This is a genomic window from Streptomyces fulvoviolaceus (genome assembly GCF_000718165.1).
Lineage (GTDB): Bacteria > Actinomycetota > Actinomycetes > Streptomycetales > Streptomycetaceae > Streptomyces > Streptomyces fulvoviolaceus.
In genome coordinates this window covers 33,786-48,998 of record NZ_JOEY01000049.1, presented here as the reverse complement: position 1 = coordinate 48,998, position 15,213 = coordinate 33,786, and the positions used below count along the sequence as shown (strand labels likewise).

General features: G+C 69.9%; 13 protein-coding genes and 3 pseudogenes. 11 read left to right on the top strand and 5 right to left on the bottom strand.

Going from position 1 to position 15,213, the window contains the following annotated elements; translation table 11 throughout:
- Window positions 1–9: 9 nt before the first annotated feature.
- A complete protein-coding gene (gene cpt, locus IG08_RS0141190; protein WP_030615563.1) occupies window positions 10–543 on the top strand; it encodes a chloramphenicol phosphotransferase CPT in 534 nt (177 codons plus the stop codon).
- On the opposite strand, the gene IG08_RS0141185 is transcribed toward cpt, so the two are convergent.
- On the bottom strand, window positions 527–1,156 hold the full coding sequence (locus IG08_RS0141185) for a class F sortase (protein ID WP_030615560.1): 630 nt from the start codon (window positions 1,154–1,156) through the stop codon (window positions 527–529). The two genes, cpt and IG08_RS0141185, sit on opposite strands and share 17 nt — an antisense overlap.
- 109 nt (window positions 1,157–1,265) lie before the next feature.
- Window positions 1,266–1,838, bottom strand: a complete 573-nt coding sequence (locus tag IG08_RS0141180) for a hypothetical protein (RefSeq protein WP_030615558.1) — start codon at window positions 1,836–1,838, stop codon at window positions 1,266–1,268.
- A 274-nt stretch (window positions 1,839–2,112) separates the two neighbouring features.
- Here IG08_RS0141180 and IG08_RS0141175 point away from each other — a divergent pair, with 274 nt between their 5' ends.
- From IG08_RS0141175 to IG08_RS61790, 5 genes and pseudogenes are all read left to right on the top strand, one after another.
- Window positions 2,113–2,712, top strand: coding sequence for an NADPH-dependent FMN reductase (locus IG08_RS0141175; protein WP_030615556.1), 600 nt, complete (start codon window positions 2,113–2,115; stop codon window positions 2,710–2,712).
- A gap of 393 nt (window positions 2,713–3,105) precedes the next feature.
- Window positions 3,106–4,860: a tannase/feruloyl esterase family alpha/beta hydrolase gene (locus IG08_RS0141170; RefSeq protein WP_052425071.1), complete on the top strand. Its 1,755-nt coding sequence runs from the start codon at window positions 3,106–3,108 to the stop codon at window positions 4,858–4,860.
- Window positions 4,861–4,974: 114 nt separating this feature from the next.
- Window positions 4,975–5,466 carry a VOC family protein gene (locus tag IG08_RS0141165; protein ID WP_234343096.1) on the top strand — a complete coding sequence of 164 codons (492 nt, stop codon included), beginning with the start codon at window positions 4,975–4,977 and terminating at the stop codon, window positions 5,464–5,466.
- A gap of 208 nt (window positions 5,467–5,674) precedes the next feature.
- A pseudogene (locus IG08_RS54905) lies at window positions 5,675–6,879 on the top strand (RNA-guided endonuclease InsQ/TnpB family protein).
- 38 nt (window positions 6,880–6,917) lie between these two features.
- Window positions 6,918–7,025: pseudogene (locus IG08_RS61790) on the top strand (VOC family protein); the annotation flags it as partial.
- Window positions 7,026–7,032: 7 nt separating this feature from the next.
- Here IG08_RS61790 and IG08_RS54900 read toward each other — a convergent pair.
- A pseudogene (locus tag IG08_RS54900) lies at window positions 7,033–7,930 on the bottom strand (aminoglycoside phosphotransferase family protein).
- Between the two features lie 182 nt (window positions 7,931–8,112).
- On the opposite strand from IG08_RS54900, the gene IG08_RS60335 reads away from it, so the two are divergent.
- The 3 genes from IG08_RS60335 to IG08_RS0141140 all read left to right on the top strand — a co-directional run bounded on the left by IG08_RS60335 (window position 8,113) and on the right by IG08_RS0141140 (window position 9,640).
- Complete coding sequence (locus IG08_RS60335) at window positions 8,113–8,286, top strand: hypothetical protein (RefSeq protein WP_158812328.1); 174 nt, start codon at window positions 8,113–8,115, stop codon at window positions 8,284–8,286.
- A gap of 303 nt (window positions 8,287–8,589) precedes the next feature.
- Window positions 8,590–9,060, top strand: coding sequence for a hypothetical protein (locus tag IG08_RS60330; protein WP_158812327.1), 471 nt, complete (start codon window positions 8,590–8,592; stop codon window positions 9,058–9,060).
- 46 nt (window positions 9,061–9,106) lie between these two features.
- The gene (locus IG08_RS0141140; RefSeq protein ID WP_234343093.1) at window positions 9,107–9,640 is read left to right on the top strand and encodes a DUF6461 domain-containing protein; all 534 of its coding nucleotides are present in this window, start codon (window positions 9,107–9,109) and stop codon (window positions 9,638–9,640) included.
- 109 nt (window positions 9,641–9,749) lie between these two features.
- Here IG08_RS0141140 and IG08_RS0141135 read toward each other — a convergent pair whose 3' ends face one another.
- Complete coding sequence (locus IG08_RS0141135) at window positions 9,750–11,405, bottom strand: M4 family metallopeptidase (protein ID WP_030615544.1); 1,656 nt, start codon at window positions 11,403–11,405, stop codon at window positions 9,750–9,752.
- 129 nt (window positions 11,406–11,534) lie between these two features.
- On the opposite strand from IG08_RS0141135, the gene IG08_RS0141130 reads away from it, so the two are divergent.
- Together IG08_RS0141130 and IG08_RS0141125 are read left to right on the top strand one after the other, a co-directional pair.
- A complete protein-coding gene (locus IG08_RS0141130; protein ID WP_030615542.1) occupies window positions 11,535–11,951 on the top strand; it encodes a gamma-glutamylcyclotransferase family protein in 417 nt (138 codons plus the stop codon).
- 226 nt (window positions 11,952–12,177) lie between these two features.
- Window positions 12,178–13,119, top strand: a complete 942-nt coding sequence (locus IG08_RS0141125; RefSeq protein WP_476713219.1) for an intradiol ring-cleavage dioxygenase — start codon at window positions 12,178–12,180, stop codon at window positions 13,117–13,119.
- Here IG08_RS0141125 and IG08_RS0141120 read toward each other — a convergent pair.
- Complete coding sequence (locus IG08_RS0141120) at window positions 13,112–15,184, bottom strand: alpha-galactosidase (protein WP_030615536.1); 2,073 nt, start codon at window positions 15,182–15,184, stop codon at window positions 13,112–13,114. The two genes, IG08_RS0141125 and IG08_RS0141120, sit on opposite strands and share 8 nt — an antisense overlap.
- Window positions 15,185–15,213 lie beyond the last annotated feature (29 nt).

The window sequence follows — 15,213 nt, the reverse complement described above, 5'->3', positions numbered from 1 at the left end:
GTGACCCGCGTGACGACTCAGGTGATCGTGCTCAACGGCGGCTCCAGCTCCGGCAAGTCCGGGATCGTGCGGTGTCTGCAGGCGGTGTTGCCGGATCCGTGGCTGGCCTTCGGGGTCGATTCGCTGATCGAGGCGATGCCGGGGTCGGGCACGGGCATCGAGTTCGCCCCGGACGGCGGGGTGAACGTCGGCCCGGAGTTCATGGCCCTGGAGGCGGCGTGGGCGGCGGGGATCGCCGCGATGGTGCACGCCGGTGCCCGGGTGATCATCGACGACGTCTTCCTCGGCGGAGCGGCGACCCAGGAGCGCTGGCGCAAGGTCCTCGACGGACTGGACGTGCTCTGGGTCGGCGTCCGCTGCGAGGCCGCGGTGGCCGCCGGCCGCGAGATCGCCCGCGGCGACCGGGTGCGGGGGATGGCGGAGCAGCAGGCGGAGCCGGTCCACCAGGGTGTGGTCTACGACGTGGAGGTCGACACAGCGCGGGCGGAGTCGCTGGGGTGCGCGCGAACGATCGCCCAGAGGGTTGTCAGCGGCTCCCCGTGAGGTGCGCGAACACGACCACGTTCCCCTTGTAACCGGTCGACCGTGAGTAGCCCCCACCACACGTGATCACCCGCAGCTCGGGCCTTTTCGCGGCTCCGTACACCTTCTCGTCGGGGAAGCCCTTCGCGTCGTACACCTCGATCGCGTCGACGGTGAACACCGCGACGCTTCCGTCGCGCCGGTCCACCTCGATGGCCGCGCCCTTCTTCAGGGCGCCGAGGCCGTAGAAGACGGCGGGTCCGTCGGCGTTGTCGACATGGCCGGCGACGATCGCGGTGCCCGTCTCGCCGGGGGTGGTGCCGGCCTCGTACCAGCCGGCGAGGTTCGTCCGCTCGGCGGGCGGGACGTCGAGGCTGCCGGTGGGGGTGAGGCCGAGGCCCATCAGGGGGGCGTTCACGCGGATCGCCGGGATGCGGATGCGGTCGGGCGGGGAGGGCGGCAGCGCGGGCGCGGACCGCGGGTCGGTGTGGCCGTCGCCGTGGCCCGAGCGGGCCTGGGCCGCGGACGGCTGCGGCGGCGCGTGCGTCGCGGCGCCACTGCGCAGCAGCCAGGCGCCGCAGCACAGGGCGACCACGGTGACGGCCGCTATCGCGACGTTGCTGAACCTGCGCACTCGAGCCTCCTCGTCAACAGCCCTGGTCCCCCTCCGGGCCGCGAGGGGCGTCGGACCCGGAGGGGGAGGGGACATGCGGTACCGGCGGACGGACAGCGGAGGGTGTCCGTCAGATCCCGTCGCCTCTCGCCCGGCGATGCAGGAGCCAGGTACCGCCCGCGGCGGCGACGGCGAGAGCCGCCACGCCGGCCGCGGTCTGTACGGGGTCGGGGCCCAGTGCGCCGCCGACCCCCGTCTTCACACTTCCTCGGGGATACACCTGCTCACGGGCGGAGGCCAGCGTGACCACCAGGTCGCCCGTCACCCGCCGCCCGCCCTCCGTGCACGCCGCGGCGATCTCGTACGTCCCCTGCTGCGCGCTCGGCGGCACCCGGAACTGCCCGATCGCGTCGCCCTCGTGCGTGCTGGGCGCCAGCGTGAAGGCTCCGGCGCCGACCGCGCTGGCGTCGCCCGCCGCCGTACCGTCATCCCCGCACGCCGCCGTGTTCACGGTGACCTGCCCTCCCGGCACCACGGAGGACGGGTAGACCTCCAGGCCGCCCGCGGTCTCGACACCGGCTGTAGCGCCCCGGAGGTGATCCGCCAAATAAGAGGCGCCGCCGCCGTACGCCGGTGCCGTGGCGAGGCCCGCGGCGGCGACGGCGAGCGCGGTACCGGTCAGCAGACGGGCGGTACGTCGCATCGGTGCTCCTTCGAGCTTCGGTGGGGCTGCCCTTCCGAGGTAAGTGGCAGTGGCGCGAGAGCGCTTCCTGAGGGTGTGTCAGAAATGGGGTGAATGGGTGTCAGGTCGGCCCGCGAAGGGCCTGCCCGCCCGGCGTTTCAGCAGGTCATGGCCGTACGGCGGGCAGGTCGCGGAAGAGAACCCGAAGGGCGCAGGGTGCGCGTGTGAACGGGTGACCCGATGGCCGCGGTCGAGGCTTGACCTCAAGGAAGCTTGAGGTACGAGGCTGTGCCGCATGCAGATCTCAGTTGCCCCTCTTTCGGTTGCCCCTCTCCAGGTGACCCTCGTCGTCGGCAGCAACCGGCACGGCCGCTTCGGCCCCGTCGTCGCCGACTGGCTCCTCGACCGCCTGCGCGACCGCGACGACGTCGTCCCCGAGGTGGTGGACGTGGCCGACGCGGACCTGCCTACGACCTTCGCGCCGACCCCCGAGGCGACCGCCGCCCTCGCCTCGGTCACCCCGAAGCTCGCCACGGCCGACGCCTTCGTCGTCCTCACCCCCGAGTACAACCACTCCTTCCCGGCCGGCCTCAAGAACCTCATCGACTGGCACTTCACCGAATGGCAGGCCAAGCCGGTCGCCCTCGTCTCCTACGGCGGCCTCGCGGGCGGTCTGCGTGCCGCGGAGCACCTCCGGCAGGTCTTTGCCGAACTCCACGCGGTCACGGTCCGGGACACCGTCTCCTTCCACAACGCGGGCGGCTCCTTCGACGACGAGGGCCGCCTGAAGGACTCCGCCGGCCCGGACGCGGCGGCGAAGACGATGCTGGACCAGTTGGTGTGGTGGGGGAGGGCGCTGCGGGAGGCGAAGGAGCGGCGGCCGTACGGCGGTTGAGATCCTGTGGGTGTGTTCGGCGTGTTCGGCGTACCCTCCGTGGCCCTTCGTTGAGCCCGGAACGTGTCCGGACCGGATCGAGGTGTTCGACCTCAAGGGCGAGTCCACGCGGGCCCGCACGCCCGGCGCCCTCGAGTCACCTCCCGCGCCGTACGTGGAGACCTGTCTCCGGCGCGCCGGACTGGACGCAGCGTGTGCGGGAGGGCCGCGCCTTCCTGGTGAGCCGGGGCTGAACCGACGGCGTGTGACCGGCCCGAGTGCCGCCCCGCTCGGCGGTGCCGACAATTCGGCCAAGTCGGATCGCCGTGAGCCCGTTGTCCAAAAGTGCTGTCGAAATCGTTGACGATATTTTCAACTTCAGCCACGCTACCGGCACACTGAAAGGGGTGCCCCATGCGTTGGTCTCTTGTGGTGGTGGCGGTGATCGCGGCGGTCCTGGCGCCGACACCGGCACCGGCCGCCGGTGCGGGTTCGGCGTCGGCGCGTCCGGCGGTCACGGCGGAGGGGCTGGCGGACCTGCCCGCCGTGCGGCCCGTGATGGACTGCGCGGACGTGACGGGCCTCGACCTCGAGGGCGTGACCGACGCGCCGGTCACGATCAGTTCCGCGACGGTCGTGACGACGGGGGTCGCTCCGTACTGCGAGGTGCGCGGGACCATCGCCCCGGCCGACACCATCGTCATGCGCCTGCCGGTCGACGGCTGGACCCAGCGCTACGTCCAGACCGGCTGCGGCGGCCTGTGCGGCAGCGCCAACATCAACTACGGCCAGGCGTCGACCTGTCCGGTGGTCCAGGACGGCACGGTCGCGAGTGCCACGACGGACATGGGGCACCAGGGGCTCAACGACGGCTCGTGGGCGCTGAACAACCCGCAGGCGCAGATCGACTTCGCGTATCGGGGCGTGCACGTCACGTCCCAGGTCGCGAAGGCGGTCATCGGCAGGTTCTACGGCAAGAGCCCCGCCTACTCCTACTTCACCGGCTGCTCGGACGGCGGCCGTGAGGCGTTGATGGAGGCGCAGCGCTATCCGAACGACTTCGACGGCATCGCCGCCGGCGCGCCCGCCAACAACATGGTCGTCCAGAACACCTTCCACCACGCGTGGAACGTACTGACGAACAAGGACGCGGACGGCAACTACGTCCTCCTCGCGGACAAGTTGCCGCTCATCCATCAGGCCGTGCTGGACGCGTGTGACGCGTTGGACGGCCTGGAGGACGGTCTGCTCGACGATCCCCGCCAGTGCGACTTCGACCCGAAGACGCTGGTGTGCAAGCCGGATCAGTCCGGGCAGGACGCGTCGGCGTGTCTGACGGAGGCTCAGGCGGGTGTGGTCCAGCGGCTGCACGACGGTGCGACGGACGCGAAGGGCCGCAAGCTGGAGCTCGCGATCTCCCACGAGTGGGGCTCGGAGCTGGAGTGGACGCTCTTCGTCCCGAAGACACAGGGCCAGACGGTGTCCAGCGAGAACTTCGTGACGTCCTTCGCGCGCTATCTCGCCTACACGAACGCGCCGAACCCGGACTTCCAGCTCTCCGACCTGAAGTTCACGCTGGAGTCCTTCTGGAAGACGGTCCAGTCCTCCGGTTACCTCGCGGCGCTGGACCCCGACCTCAGTGCCTTCTCCGCGAGTGGCGGCAAGCTCCTGCTGTGGCACGGCTGGAACGACCAACACATCTCGCCGCAGGGGACGTTGGCGTACTACGACGCGCTGCGGAAGACGGTGGGCGCGAAGAAGGCCGACAGCTTCGCCAAGCTGTACCTCTTCCCGGGGGTGGCGCACTGCGGTGGCGGCGACGGCCCGAACACCTTCGACGTCCTGACGCCGGTGATGGCGTGGGCGGAGAGCGCGAGGAAGCCGGCCGAGATCGTCGCGGCCAATGCCGCCGCCGACGGCACGGTGACGCGTACGCGGCCGGTGTACCCGTACCCTCAGGTCGCCCGCTACGACGGCACGGGCAGCGTCGACGACGCGTCGAACTTCGTGGCGGTCACGCCGACGACCCGTCCGGACGCGGACGCCTACGACTGGGTCGGCAAGCGGCTGTTCTCCTCCGACTACCAGACCTGGTGCCGGGCCGTGGACGGCGAGCTGGTGTGCCGCCCGACGCGGACATGGCTGACCGCGCGGCGGAGCGCGGCGTAGACGCCCTGGTCAGGAGGGCGAGGAAGGCCGGCGTCGCACAGGAGCGCGCCGGCCTTCCGCAGTACGGAGCTGTCCGTGGGACGGTGTTTCCATGGCACGGTGTTTCCCATGGGCATGGAACAGCGCGTCACTCTGATCACGCTGGGCGTCTCCGATCCCGCGCGCGCCAAGGCCTTCTACGAGGCGTTGGGCTGGCGCGGACAGGAAGTCGCGGTGACGGTCTTCTTCCAGGCAGGCGGCCTGGGACTGGTCCTGTGGAGCCGGGACGAACTCGCGGCGGACTGCGGCCTGGAGCCGCCGGGCCCACCCGCACCAGGCGGCTTCGGCGGGATCGCCCTGGCACACAACGTCCGCTCCGAGGCGGAGGCCGACGCCCTCCTCGCCACGGTGGAGCGAGCCGGCGGCACGATCACCAAACCCGCCGCCGTCAATGCCGTCGGCTTCTACCAGGTTCATCGGCAGTGCTCCGCCGTTCACGGCGGAGGTGAAGCCGATCCGGTCGTAGTGGCGCGGAGCGCCGCAGTGTCTGGTCGTGGCAGCAGTCGGCACGGAGTACCGGGGCGACTTCCCAGCGGAGCCCGGGAACGCTTACGCGCCCGGGGGTGACAGACAACGCGCGCTCTCTGATCGAAGTCGAGCGGTACGTGGGCGTGAAGTGGTTGCTTATCGTGCCGGAATGACCTGTTTTCCGTAGTCGGATCATCGTATGCTACGGTCCCCGGCCATGGAGCAGCAGGGGCCCGAAGAAGGCCTGGTCAAGCGGCAGTTCGGGCATCGCGCCCGGCTGGCACTCGACCCTGCCCAGGCGGCCGTCCTGGACGCCCAGGCGCATGCGGCCCGTACCACCTGGAACCTGCTCCACGACTGGTGGCTGATGCTGCCGAAGGTGAAGCGGACCCTGGCGGCGGCCGATGCGGTGATCCGGCAGGGGCGGGCCGAGCTTGACTGGCTCGGGGTGCTGCCCGCGCAGGCCGCGCAGGCGGTCCTGAAGACCTATTTCCAGGCCTGGCGGAACTGCTGGGAAGGACGGGCGGGGCGCCGGAGTTCAAGGCCCGTTTCCGCACCCGGATGAGCATCGACATCCCCCAGGGCCGGGACCTGCACGTGGTGCGGGTCCACCGACGGTGGGGCATGGTCAACATCCCCAAACTCGGGAAGGTCCGGTTCCGCTGGACCCGGGCCCTCCCCGTCGGCAAGCACGCGGACAAGCACCACAGGATCACCGGGGCCAGGCTGGTCAAAGACGCCCTGGGCTGGCACATCGCCTTCCGTGTCACCACCGTGGCCCCGGCTCCTGCCGCGCATCCCGGCCTGGAGGTCGGCATCGACGCCGGGATCACAGTCCCGCTGGCCCTGTCCGACGGCGAGAGCGCCGACCACGGGCCCTGGCTCAGCAAGAGGGAAGAGGCCCGTCTGCTCCACTTCGAGCAGTGTGCCGCCCGCCGCAAGAGCCACCGGAAGAAGGGTGAGCGCACCAGCCGCCGCCTGCACAGGACGTACGACCAGATCGCTCGTATCCGCGCGACAGCCAAGCGCCGACGCGACGACTGGCAGCACAAAACCACCACCGCCCTCGCCGACACGTACGGCACGGTGGTGGTCGAAGCGCTGCAGATCACGAACATGGCCAAATCCGCGAAGGGCACCGTCGAGCAGCCGGGCAGGCAGGTCGCGCAGAAGGCCGGCCTGAACCGCTCCATCCTGGGCGAAGCCTGGGGACGCACCGTGGAGCTCCTGAGCTACAAACTCGCCCAGCGGGGCGGCGCCCTGGCCGAGGTGCCCGCCCCGGGCACGTCCCAGGAGTGCTCACGGTGTCACACGGTGACGCCGGGCAGCCGGAGGAACCAGGCCGAGTTCGTGTGCAACAACCCCGCGTGCGGCTGGGAAGGCAACGCCGATCTCAACGCCGCCCGCACCGTGCTTCACCGATACCGGACGGGCCATGCGCTCGTCCCGGCTGCCGGGAGGGCAGTCGTCAGGCGCGCTGGTCACGGTGTCAAACCCGCCACCGCAAGGTAGGCAGGAATCTCCCCCGTTCACGAGGGAGAGAGCTTCAATCCAGCGCGTTCACGGATCCGGACGGGCATGCGTGGGAGGTCGCGTACAGCCCCGGTTTCCCGCTGGCGGAGGACAGGACGGTCACGCTGCCCGATTTCGGCGTCTAGTACTCCGCTACTCCGTGAGCACTGTGGAAACCGCCCGTCGCCCCACCGCGTCGAGCACCGGATTCTTCCCGCCCCGGTAGTAGTGCACCGCGCTCACCCCGAAGCGCAGGGCCCATGCGCGCCCCCTGGCCCACGTGGCGACGTCGACCTCGGCGGCCTCGCGGAACAGCTCGCGGGTCCCGGCGCCGAACAAGCGTCCACGCGGGCAGCATGTCCGCCGCCGGATCCCCGACGCCGAGCCCGCCGAAGTCGATGACGGCGGTGAGACGGCCGTCCTCGGTCAGCAGGTTGCCGGGGAGGAGATCGGCGTGCAGCCAGACGGGTTCGCGGTCCCACTGGGGGAGTTGGAGGGCGTCCTGCCAGGCGGCTGTCGCCCGGTCCGCGTCCAGCGTGCCGTCGGCGCCCAGATCGAGGATCGCGGCGCGGATGTACGCGTCGTCACTGCCGACGTGCCCACCACGGAAGGAGGCGGGCCCGCCGGTGGCGTCGACGCGCCGCAGTGCGGCGACGAAGCGCCCCAACTCGACTGCGGCAGCCGCGAGTTCGGAGATCGGAGCGTCATAGGCGTTGTCACCGTCCAGCCACCGGTACACGCCCCACGGCAGGGCGTACCCCCGCCCGGGCTCCCCCTTGGCGACCGGTTCCGGTACGGCCAGTGGAAGATGCGGTGCCAGTCGAGGCAACCACCGCTGTTCGAAGCCCACTTGATGCGCACCACCGGGCAACCGAGGCAGCCGTACGACCATGTCCTCGCCCAGCCGGTACATCGCGTTGTCGGTCCCGGCGGAGTCGACCTTGCGGATCGGGAGGCCGGTCCACCGGGGGAACTGGTCCGAGATCAGCCCGCGGACGAGCGTCGCGTCGATGTCGAGCTCGTCGGCGTGCATCTTCGCGGTGGATGACATGGGGCTCCGTGAGTGAGGTGTGTCGGGAGGGGTGGTGGAGCGTATCGGGGCCCGCGTTGATGCTGCCACCGCTTTTCTGAGAAGGGTGGTCCGCAAGAATGCGTTTTCGTTCGACATGTCGAAGCGATCACGCTCATCCGTGTGCCATTATCAACCTCCGCTGATTGGCGGGGAGGTGGGTTATGGCGGGCTGGACCCAAGATCACAAGATCGCGATCTCGGTCGCGTTGATTGGTGCTGTTGCTGTGATTATTGGGGCGATCATCGCGGGGTTAATGCAGTTGGACAGCGGGCCCAAAGTCGAGCAGGAGATCGACGGGGGGAACGGCACTGTCTGCATCAACTCCAAGTGCTGAGCGACTGGGGCAAGGCCAATGCGTGCGTGGAAAAGAACGATGTGCGGTACCGCTCTCGCGTTTCTACCGGTACTGGTGACTTCTGGCTGCGGTGACACCAACATCAACCAGCACTCCAAGGGCCCAGCCAACGTGTGCATCGAAGCCGATTGTTCCGGCCCCGATGACGAAGGGGGCGAGGCGACCGAGCCTCCTCCGAGCCAGCCGGAGCCGAGTCCCCCTGTTTCGAGTGATGGTGGGGCGGATGGAGGGACGAGCGGGGACTCGAGCGGTGGTTCGGGCAGCGGGGGCAGAGACGGTTCCGTGGGAGGTGAAGCCGTCCCGACCAAGGTGACGCTTTCCGGTGGCAGCCTCCCGTACGGCATGAAGACTCGTGCTGACGGTTGTTGGGCTGAAAACTGCGCGTACTGGAGTAAAGACGACGTAATTGTTGGCGGCGAGACATTCAGTACAGGGTTCCTGGCCAAATGTGCAATAGATTGCGGGAATGATGAATCCGCTTACTTCGAGGTGAAGCTGGCTGGCAAGTATTCCCGTCTGGATGCGACCTTCGGGATCTCTGGTGAATCGACCAGTGATGACAAGACCGAGGCCCTGACGGTCCGGATCGTCAATCAGAGCGCGGGGAAGCAGTTGTACTCGCAAGTCCTTGAATACGGCAGGAGGTATCCCAAGAACCTCGACGTATCGGGGGTCGGGCTGCTGCACATCATATTCGAGGGCCCACTCCTCGGCACTCACGGAGCAGTCGGTACCCCTGTCGTCTACAAGTAGAGGACTACGGAAGGCCATGTCGGTGGTCGCTGACAGGATGCCCCGCATGACCTCACCCACCGCGGCCGACTACGGCTGGATACGTTCCCCGTCCTCGCTGTTCGCCTACGCCCTGGAGGTCGGCTACACCCTGACCCTGGTCCGGGGTGTCTCCCCGGCGCAACTGCTCAGGCTGGTGGCGGCCGAGCCGATGGGCGAGTGCCAGGGGCTGGGCGAACTCATCGGGGAACACGGGGAGTTCGCGGAAGCGTACGACGACTCCTTTCTCGCCGGAGCCTGCACCGTCCCGGGCGAAGGAGGCGACTGGACCCTCGCCCTGGACTTCGGAGGCGACCTGGGGATCCGGCCGCGCCTCATGGAGGCCCTCTCCGCCGGCACCCGTGCGGTCTCGCATTCGAGCAACGCCGGCAGGCCGATGCACTTCTTCCACCGGTACGAGAACGGGGAGTTGAGGACCACTTTCGAGTGGCCCGCATCCAGGACCGGCAGCACGCCGGACGAGCTGGACGCCGTGATGAGTGAGCTCGGCCTCGATGGAATGGCGGGGCATCACCATCGACCTCAGGGACGCGCACGGTGAGGGGATGTACGTCCAGGTCGGCAGGGATCAGTTCTGAGGCGGGACAGCAGAACGCGGACGGCCGCCCCGGCCCGAAAGCCGAGGCGGCCGTATCGAGCAGACCCGAAGGTCAGTTCACGTTGACCGCACTCCAGGCGGCCCCCACCGCGTTGTACTCCGTGCTCCCCGCGCCGTACAGATCCTTCGCCGCGTTCAGTGTCGCCGTCCGGGCCCCCGCGTAGTTCGTCGACGAGGTCATGTAGACCGTCAGCGCGCGGTACCAGATCGCGCCCAGCTTGTCCCGCCCGATCCCCGTCACCGTGGAGCCGTTGTACGTGGGCGAGTCGTAGCTGACGCCGTTGATGGTCTTCGCGCCGCTGCCCTCCGCCAGGAGATACGCGAAGTGGTTCGCGACGCCCGACGAGTAGTGGACGTCGAGGTCGCCGAGTGAACTGCTCCAGTAGTCCGCCGAGTTGCCGTCCTTCGACGGCTGGTCCATGTACCGCAGCGCGTCCCGCCCGAAGCCCGACCGCACGATCTTCTCGCCGATCAGGTAGTCACCCGCATCCGACGAGTTGCCCGCGTAGAACTCCACCAGCGTGCCGAAGATGTCCGACGTCGCCTCGTTCAGGCCACCCGACTCGCCCGAGTACGTCAGTGCCGCCGTCTTCGAGGTCACGCCGTGGGACATCTCGTGGCCGGCCACGTCCAGCGAGACCAACGGGCCGAGCTGCGTCCCGTCGCCGTCGCCGTACGTCATACAGAAGCAACTGTCGTCCCAGAAGGCGTTGTTGTAGCTGCTGCCGTAGTGGACGCGGTTGAAGGAGCCCTTGCCGTCGCCGGCGATGCCGCTGCGGCCGTGGACGTTCTTGTAGTAGTCCCAGGTGACGTCGGTGCCGTACTGGGCGTCGACCGCGGCGGTGGAGCGGTCCGAAGCGGCCCCCGTTCCCCAGTGGTTGTCGGCGTCCGTGAAGACGGTCGAGGGGGCGCGGCTGAGGCAGATGCCCAGGATGCACAGGTCGGTCTTGTTCGCCGCGTCGCCCGTGTACGTGCCGCCGCGCGTCGCGTCCGTCAGGTTGTACGTCGACCCCGACGGCGTCGTCTCCAGCGGGACCGTACCGCTGTACAGCGACTTGCCGTCGCCCGTCGCCGTCTCGATGCTGTCCCACGCGTCGATCTGCGTACCCGTGCCCGCATCGGTCAGCACCGTCCGCGCGACCGGGTTGCCGAGCGAGTCCTGCGCCACGGCGTTCGTCTGCCAGGCCAGCTTCGGCGCCCCGTGCAGGGCGTCAACGACCAGCTGTGGCTTGGCGGTTATCTTCTTCAGCGTCTCGCCGAGGTTGGCGGCGCGCAGCGCGTTCACCGCGAGGTCGGCGGCCTTCGGGGCGGACAGGGCCGGGGTGATGCTCGACAGGGATATCGCGCCCTTCGTCGCGCGGTCGGCGCTCTTGTACGTGCCGTCGGAGGCCAGGTGGACCACGAAGTCGCCGCCCAGCACGGGCAGTTGCTGGTACGTACGGTCGTAACGCACGTGCTGCGTGCCGTTCGCGTCCACCACGACGTCACGGACCTTCGTCCCCTCCGCGGAGGTGAGCCCGAGGGCTGCGGCCTGGTCGACGAGGACCGACGCCGCGTTCTCGAGCGCGGTGGCCCGGGTCGGCCGGTCGGCCGCGTCGGCGGCGGGGGAGAGCGCGGCGGCCAGCAGGGCGGCGGTGGTGGCGGCCACTCCGGCGGTGGCGAGGTGACGGGAGCGGGCTCCTCGGACGTACGGCCGTATCCGACTCATCGGTCTCCTCGAGAAGGCGCCAATGGGCGCGTGGGGGTGGCGCAGATGTTGACGAAGATTTAAGGGGCCATGACATGTCGTGTCCAGGGCGCCTCACGTGCAGGTGTGTGAGGGGAGAGAATCGTTTCTGTGACGCTGCCCTTCTTCGTCTACGGCACCCTTCGCCCCGGCGAGGTCAACCACGACCTGTTCCTCTCCGGCCGCACGAGCTCCGAGGAGCCCGCGCGGCTGCCGGGCGCGGTGCTGTACGACGGCCCCGGTTATCCGTATCTCGTCGAGGAGCCGGGTGGCGGCCCGGTGTTCGGGGAGCTCGTCACCGCTCGCCCCGAGACGTACGAGGACCTACTCGCCGCCCTCGATCACTTGGAGGAGTACGTCCCGGGCGACCCGCGCAACCTCTACGAGCGCGTCGCCCGCGAGGTCGTACGAGACGCCGACGGCAGGGCCGTGCAGGCCTGGGTGTACGTCGCAGCCCCAGCCGTAGCGGCAAGACTGCGCGCTCGCGGGAAGCGCATCGGAAGTGGCGACTGGCTGGTCCGCGGCTAGGATTTGCCCGACGGATCAGCCGGAGAGACGGTTCGGCAGCGCCCCGTTAAGGGGCGCGGGGAACTGCGCGACCAGCCACGACGGCGCCGCAGTCGGCCAACCACCTGTCGCGGCCCCGCGGCGGAGCCGCATATCGCCGCACCCAGCGGAGCGCGTCGCGTCCGTGTGGGCGACCACCCCGTGCGGCACCCCCATCCGGCGCATCGGGCCTGCCTACCCTCCCGCCATGAACGCCATGAACGACAGCGACATCACCAGAAGACGCGCGCTCGCGCTCAGCGGGGTGGCGGCCGGGGCGGCCGTGGGGCTGGGCGTCACCTCGTGCTCCTCCGACGACGACTCCGACATCCAGGCAGCGGCCTCCGGTTCGGCCTCCGCCTCCGGCACGGCCTCCGACATCTGCGTCCTCAACGGCAGCGTCACCGAAGGGCCGTACTACCTCGACGGCGCCCTGTTCCGGAAGAACATCACCGAGGGCAAGGAGGGCGTCCCCCTCATGGTGAAGCTGACCGTGCTGGACCAGACGGACGACTGCGAACCGGTCAAGGACGCCGCCGTCGAGATCTGGCACTGCGACGCCTGGGGCTACTACTCCGGCTACACCACCACCGGCCCCGGCGGTACCTCGGTCCCCGAGGAGAGCGAGGACACCAGCGGGGCGAACGACAAGACGTACCTGCGCGGCTACCAGACCACCAACGGCAACGGCGTCGTGGAGATCACGACGATCTACCCCGGCTGGTACACCCCGCGCACCACGCACATCCACGTCAAGGTGCACACCGGCGGCAAGAAGGCCGACGACACCTACGAGGGCGGCAAGGTCAACTGGACCGGCCAGCTCTTCTTCGACGACAAGTACGGCGACGAGGTCTACAAGACCGAGCCGTACAGCCAACACGTCGGCACCTGGACCAAGTTGGACGACGACATGGTCTACGCCGGCGGCGGCGCCAAGGACGGGCTCATGACCATCACCGGGTCCGTGGACAAGGGGTTCACGGGCACGCTGACGGTCGGCATCGACCCGGACAAGGAGAACACGGGCGCGGGGAGCGGAGACGGCGGAAGCCCGCCTCCCGGCGGCGGAAGCCAGCCACCCGAGCCGCCCACCGGACAGCCGAGCGGCTCACCGCCCGCGATGCCGTCGGGCGCTTCGCCTACGTAAGCCGCACCAGCACGACCGACGGCGCCGACGGCAGCGTCACCCGCAGTCCCGTCGGCCCGTCCCACTCCGCCGCCGCACCTGCGGTGGCGTGCAGGACCTCCACCCGTACGCTCTCGGTCCGCGCCAAGTGGCGTACGGGCAAGGTCAGTTCCGTCTCGCCGCCCCGCCGCCACACCGACAGATACGTCGCCCCCTCGACCGGAACCGGCCCCCGCAGCCCCAGCGCCAGCCACTCGTCCGTCCACCCCGGCAGCCCCAGCGGCCAGAAGGGCAGCGCGGTGCGCAGATCCTCGCGGATCACCTTGTACGTCGCCAACGCGTTCCGTACCAGGTCCAGTTGACGAGTCGTCATACGGTCCAGGTGCCCGGAGAGATGAATGCGGCCCAGCATCGCCGTACCGAGGGTGAAGGCGATCTCCGCGTCCGTGTACGACGGTTGCGGGTACGCCCACACCGCTCCCTGCTCCGGCGGGACCACCGTCGGAGCCGCCGCCGCGATCGGCGGGTAGCGGACGGGATCCTGCTGGTCGGAGGTCGACTGGAGCTGGGCGACCGACAGGGACGCGCCGTCCATGCGCATGCCGCCCGAGGCGCAGTTCTCGATCACCAGGTCCGGATGCCGGTCCAGGACGGACGACAGCCAGGACCGCCACGCCCGCGTGTGCTCCAGCAGCCCCGGCGCCGAGGTCGTGATGTTGTAGTCCAGCTTCAGATAGCCCACGCCCCAGTCGCCGACGATCCGGTCGACCGTCGCGTCCAGGTGCGCCCGGGCCGCCGGATGCGTCAAGTCCAGCTGGTGGCGGCCCTGTTCGGTGACCCGGCTGCCGTCGTCGTGGCGCAGGAAGGCAGCGGCCGGCAACACTGAGGCCATCTCACTGCGCACACCCACCACCTCCGGCTCCAGCCACAGCCCCGGCACCATCCCGCGCTCGCGGATCCGCCCCAGCACCTCTCCGAGGCCGAGCCCGCCCGGGAAGCGGCGCGTGGACGCCTCCCACGCACCCACGCTGTCCCACCAGCCGCCGTCCACCGTGTCGTCGTACCAGCCGGCGTCGACGCAGAAGTACTCCGCGCCCGCGTCCGCCGCCGCGTCGACGAGCGGCAGCAGCTTCTCGGTCGTGGGGTCGCCCATCAGGGTGTTCATGTAGTCGTTGAAGACGACCGGGAGGCGGTCGTGGTCCGGGTGCGGGTGGCGGACGCGCCGGCGGTACGACGTCAGCGCGGCCAGCGCTCCGTCGAAGCCGTCGCCGAGCGCGAGCGCCGCGTACTCGGAGGCGAACTCCTCGCCTGGTTCGAGCACTTGGAGCCAGCCGTGGTCGTCGTAGGTCGGACCACCGAGCCCGACGTACGTCCGCGAGGCCGGCGCCTCGCCCGCGTCCCACACCCAGCCCGCCGCCGACTCCACCTGCCACAGCCGGCAGCGCCCGTCCGTACGGTCGGTGAGCGCGCCCATCGCCAGGTGCCCGTCGGTCGGCCAGCTGCCCCGCCCGGTCAGCCGTAGCGCCGCACGCGCGTCGTGCTCGTGGACGTCCCGGCCGATGTCCGGGACGGAGTCCCGCAGCGGCTCGGTGTACCAACGGCACTCGGCGAGCCAGTCGTTGCGGGCCCGGTGCGCGTCGAGCACGTCGGGGGAGGGCAGGCCGCCGAGGAGGAGGCTGCCGACGGAGCGGACGGTCAGCGGTTCGGTGCCGTCGTTGCGCAGCCGGACACGGGAGCGCAGTACCGGGACCGCGTCGGGGGAGGAGTACTCGGCGAAGGCGGTCAACCCGCTGTCCGCGTCGTGCAGTTCGACCGCCAGGTGGTGCCACCCGTCGCCGTACGCCGCATGGTGTGCCCGGTACCGCAGGCGCGCCCCGAGCGCCGTACCCCGGAAGCGCGGACCGGACCAGCCGGTGCCCGCGCCCAGCAGGGTCACGTCGACCATCGGCAGCGCGACCGGCGGCGACTCCGGGTCATCGGGCCGGGCCACCCGCAGCAGTCGGGGCGCCTCACCGTCGAGGCCCAGGTCGAGGTCGAGAGTGAGGGCGGAGTGGCCCCAGCGGTAGCCGAACGTGTCGTCTGTCATCGCAGGCCAGCGTAGGCGAACCAGCCTGA

Coding starts and splice junctions, on each gene's coding strand:
- IG08_RS0141180 (WP_030615558.1), bottom strand. CDS start 1,838: ATGCGACGTACCGCCCGTCTGCTGACCGGTACCGCGCTCGCCGTCGCC.
- IG08_RS0141175 (WP_030615556.1), top strand. CDS start 2,113: ATGCAGATCTCAGTTGCCCCTCTTTCGGTTGCCCCTCTCCAGGTGACC.
- IG08_RS0141170 (WP_052425071.1), top strand. CDS start 3,106: ATGCGTTGGTCTCTTGTGGTGGTGGCGGTGATCGCGGCGGTCCTGGCG.
- IG08_RS0141165 (WP_234343096.1), top strand. CDS start 4,975: ATGGAACAGCGCGTCACTCTGATCACGCTGGGCGTCTCCGATCCCGCG.
- IG08_RS60335 (WP_158812328.1), top strand. CDS start 8,113: ATGGCGGGCTGGACCCAAGATCACAAGATCGCGATCTCGGTCGCGTTG.
- IG08_RS0141140 (WP_234343093.1), top strand. CDS start 9,107: ATGACCTCACCCACCGCGGCCGACTACGGCTGGATACGTTCCCCGTCC.
- IG08_RS0141135 (WP_030615544.1), bottom strand. CDS start 11,405: ATGAGTCGGATACGGCCGTACGTCCGAGGAGCCCGCTCCCGTCACCTC.
- IG08_RS0141125 (WP_476713219.1), top strand. CDS start 12,178: ATGAACGCCATGAACGACAGCGACATCACCAGAAGACGCGCGCTCGCG.
- IG08_RS0141120 (WP_030615536.1), bottom strand. CDS start 15,184: ATGACAGACGACACGTTCGGCTACCGCTGGGGCCACTCCGCCCTCACT.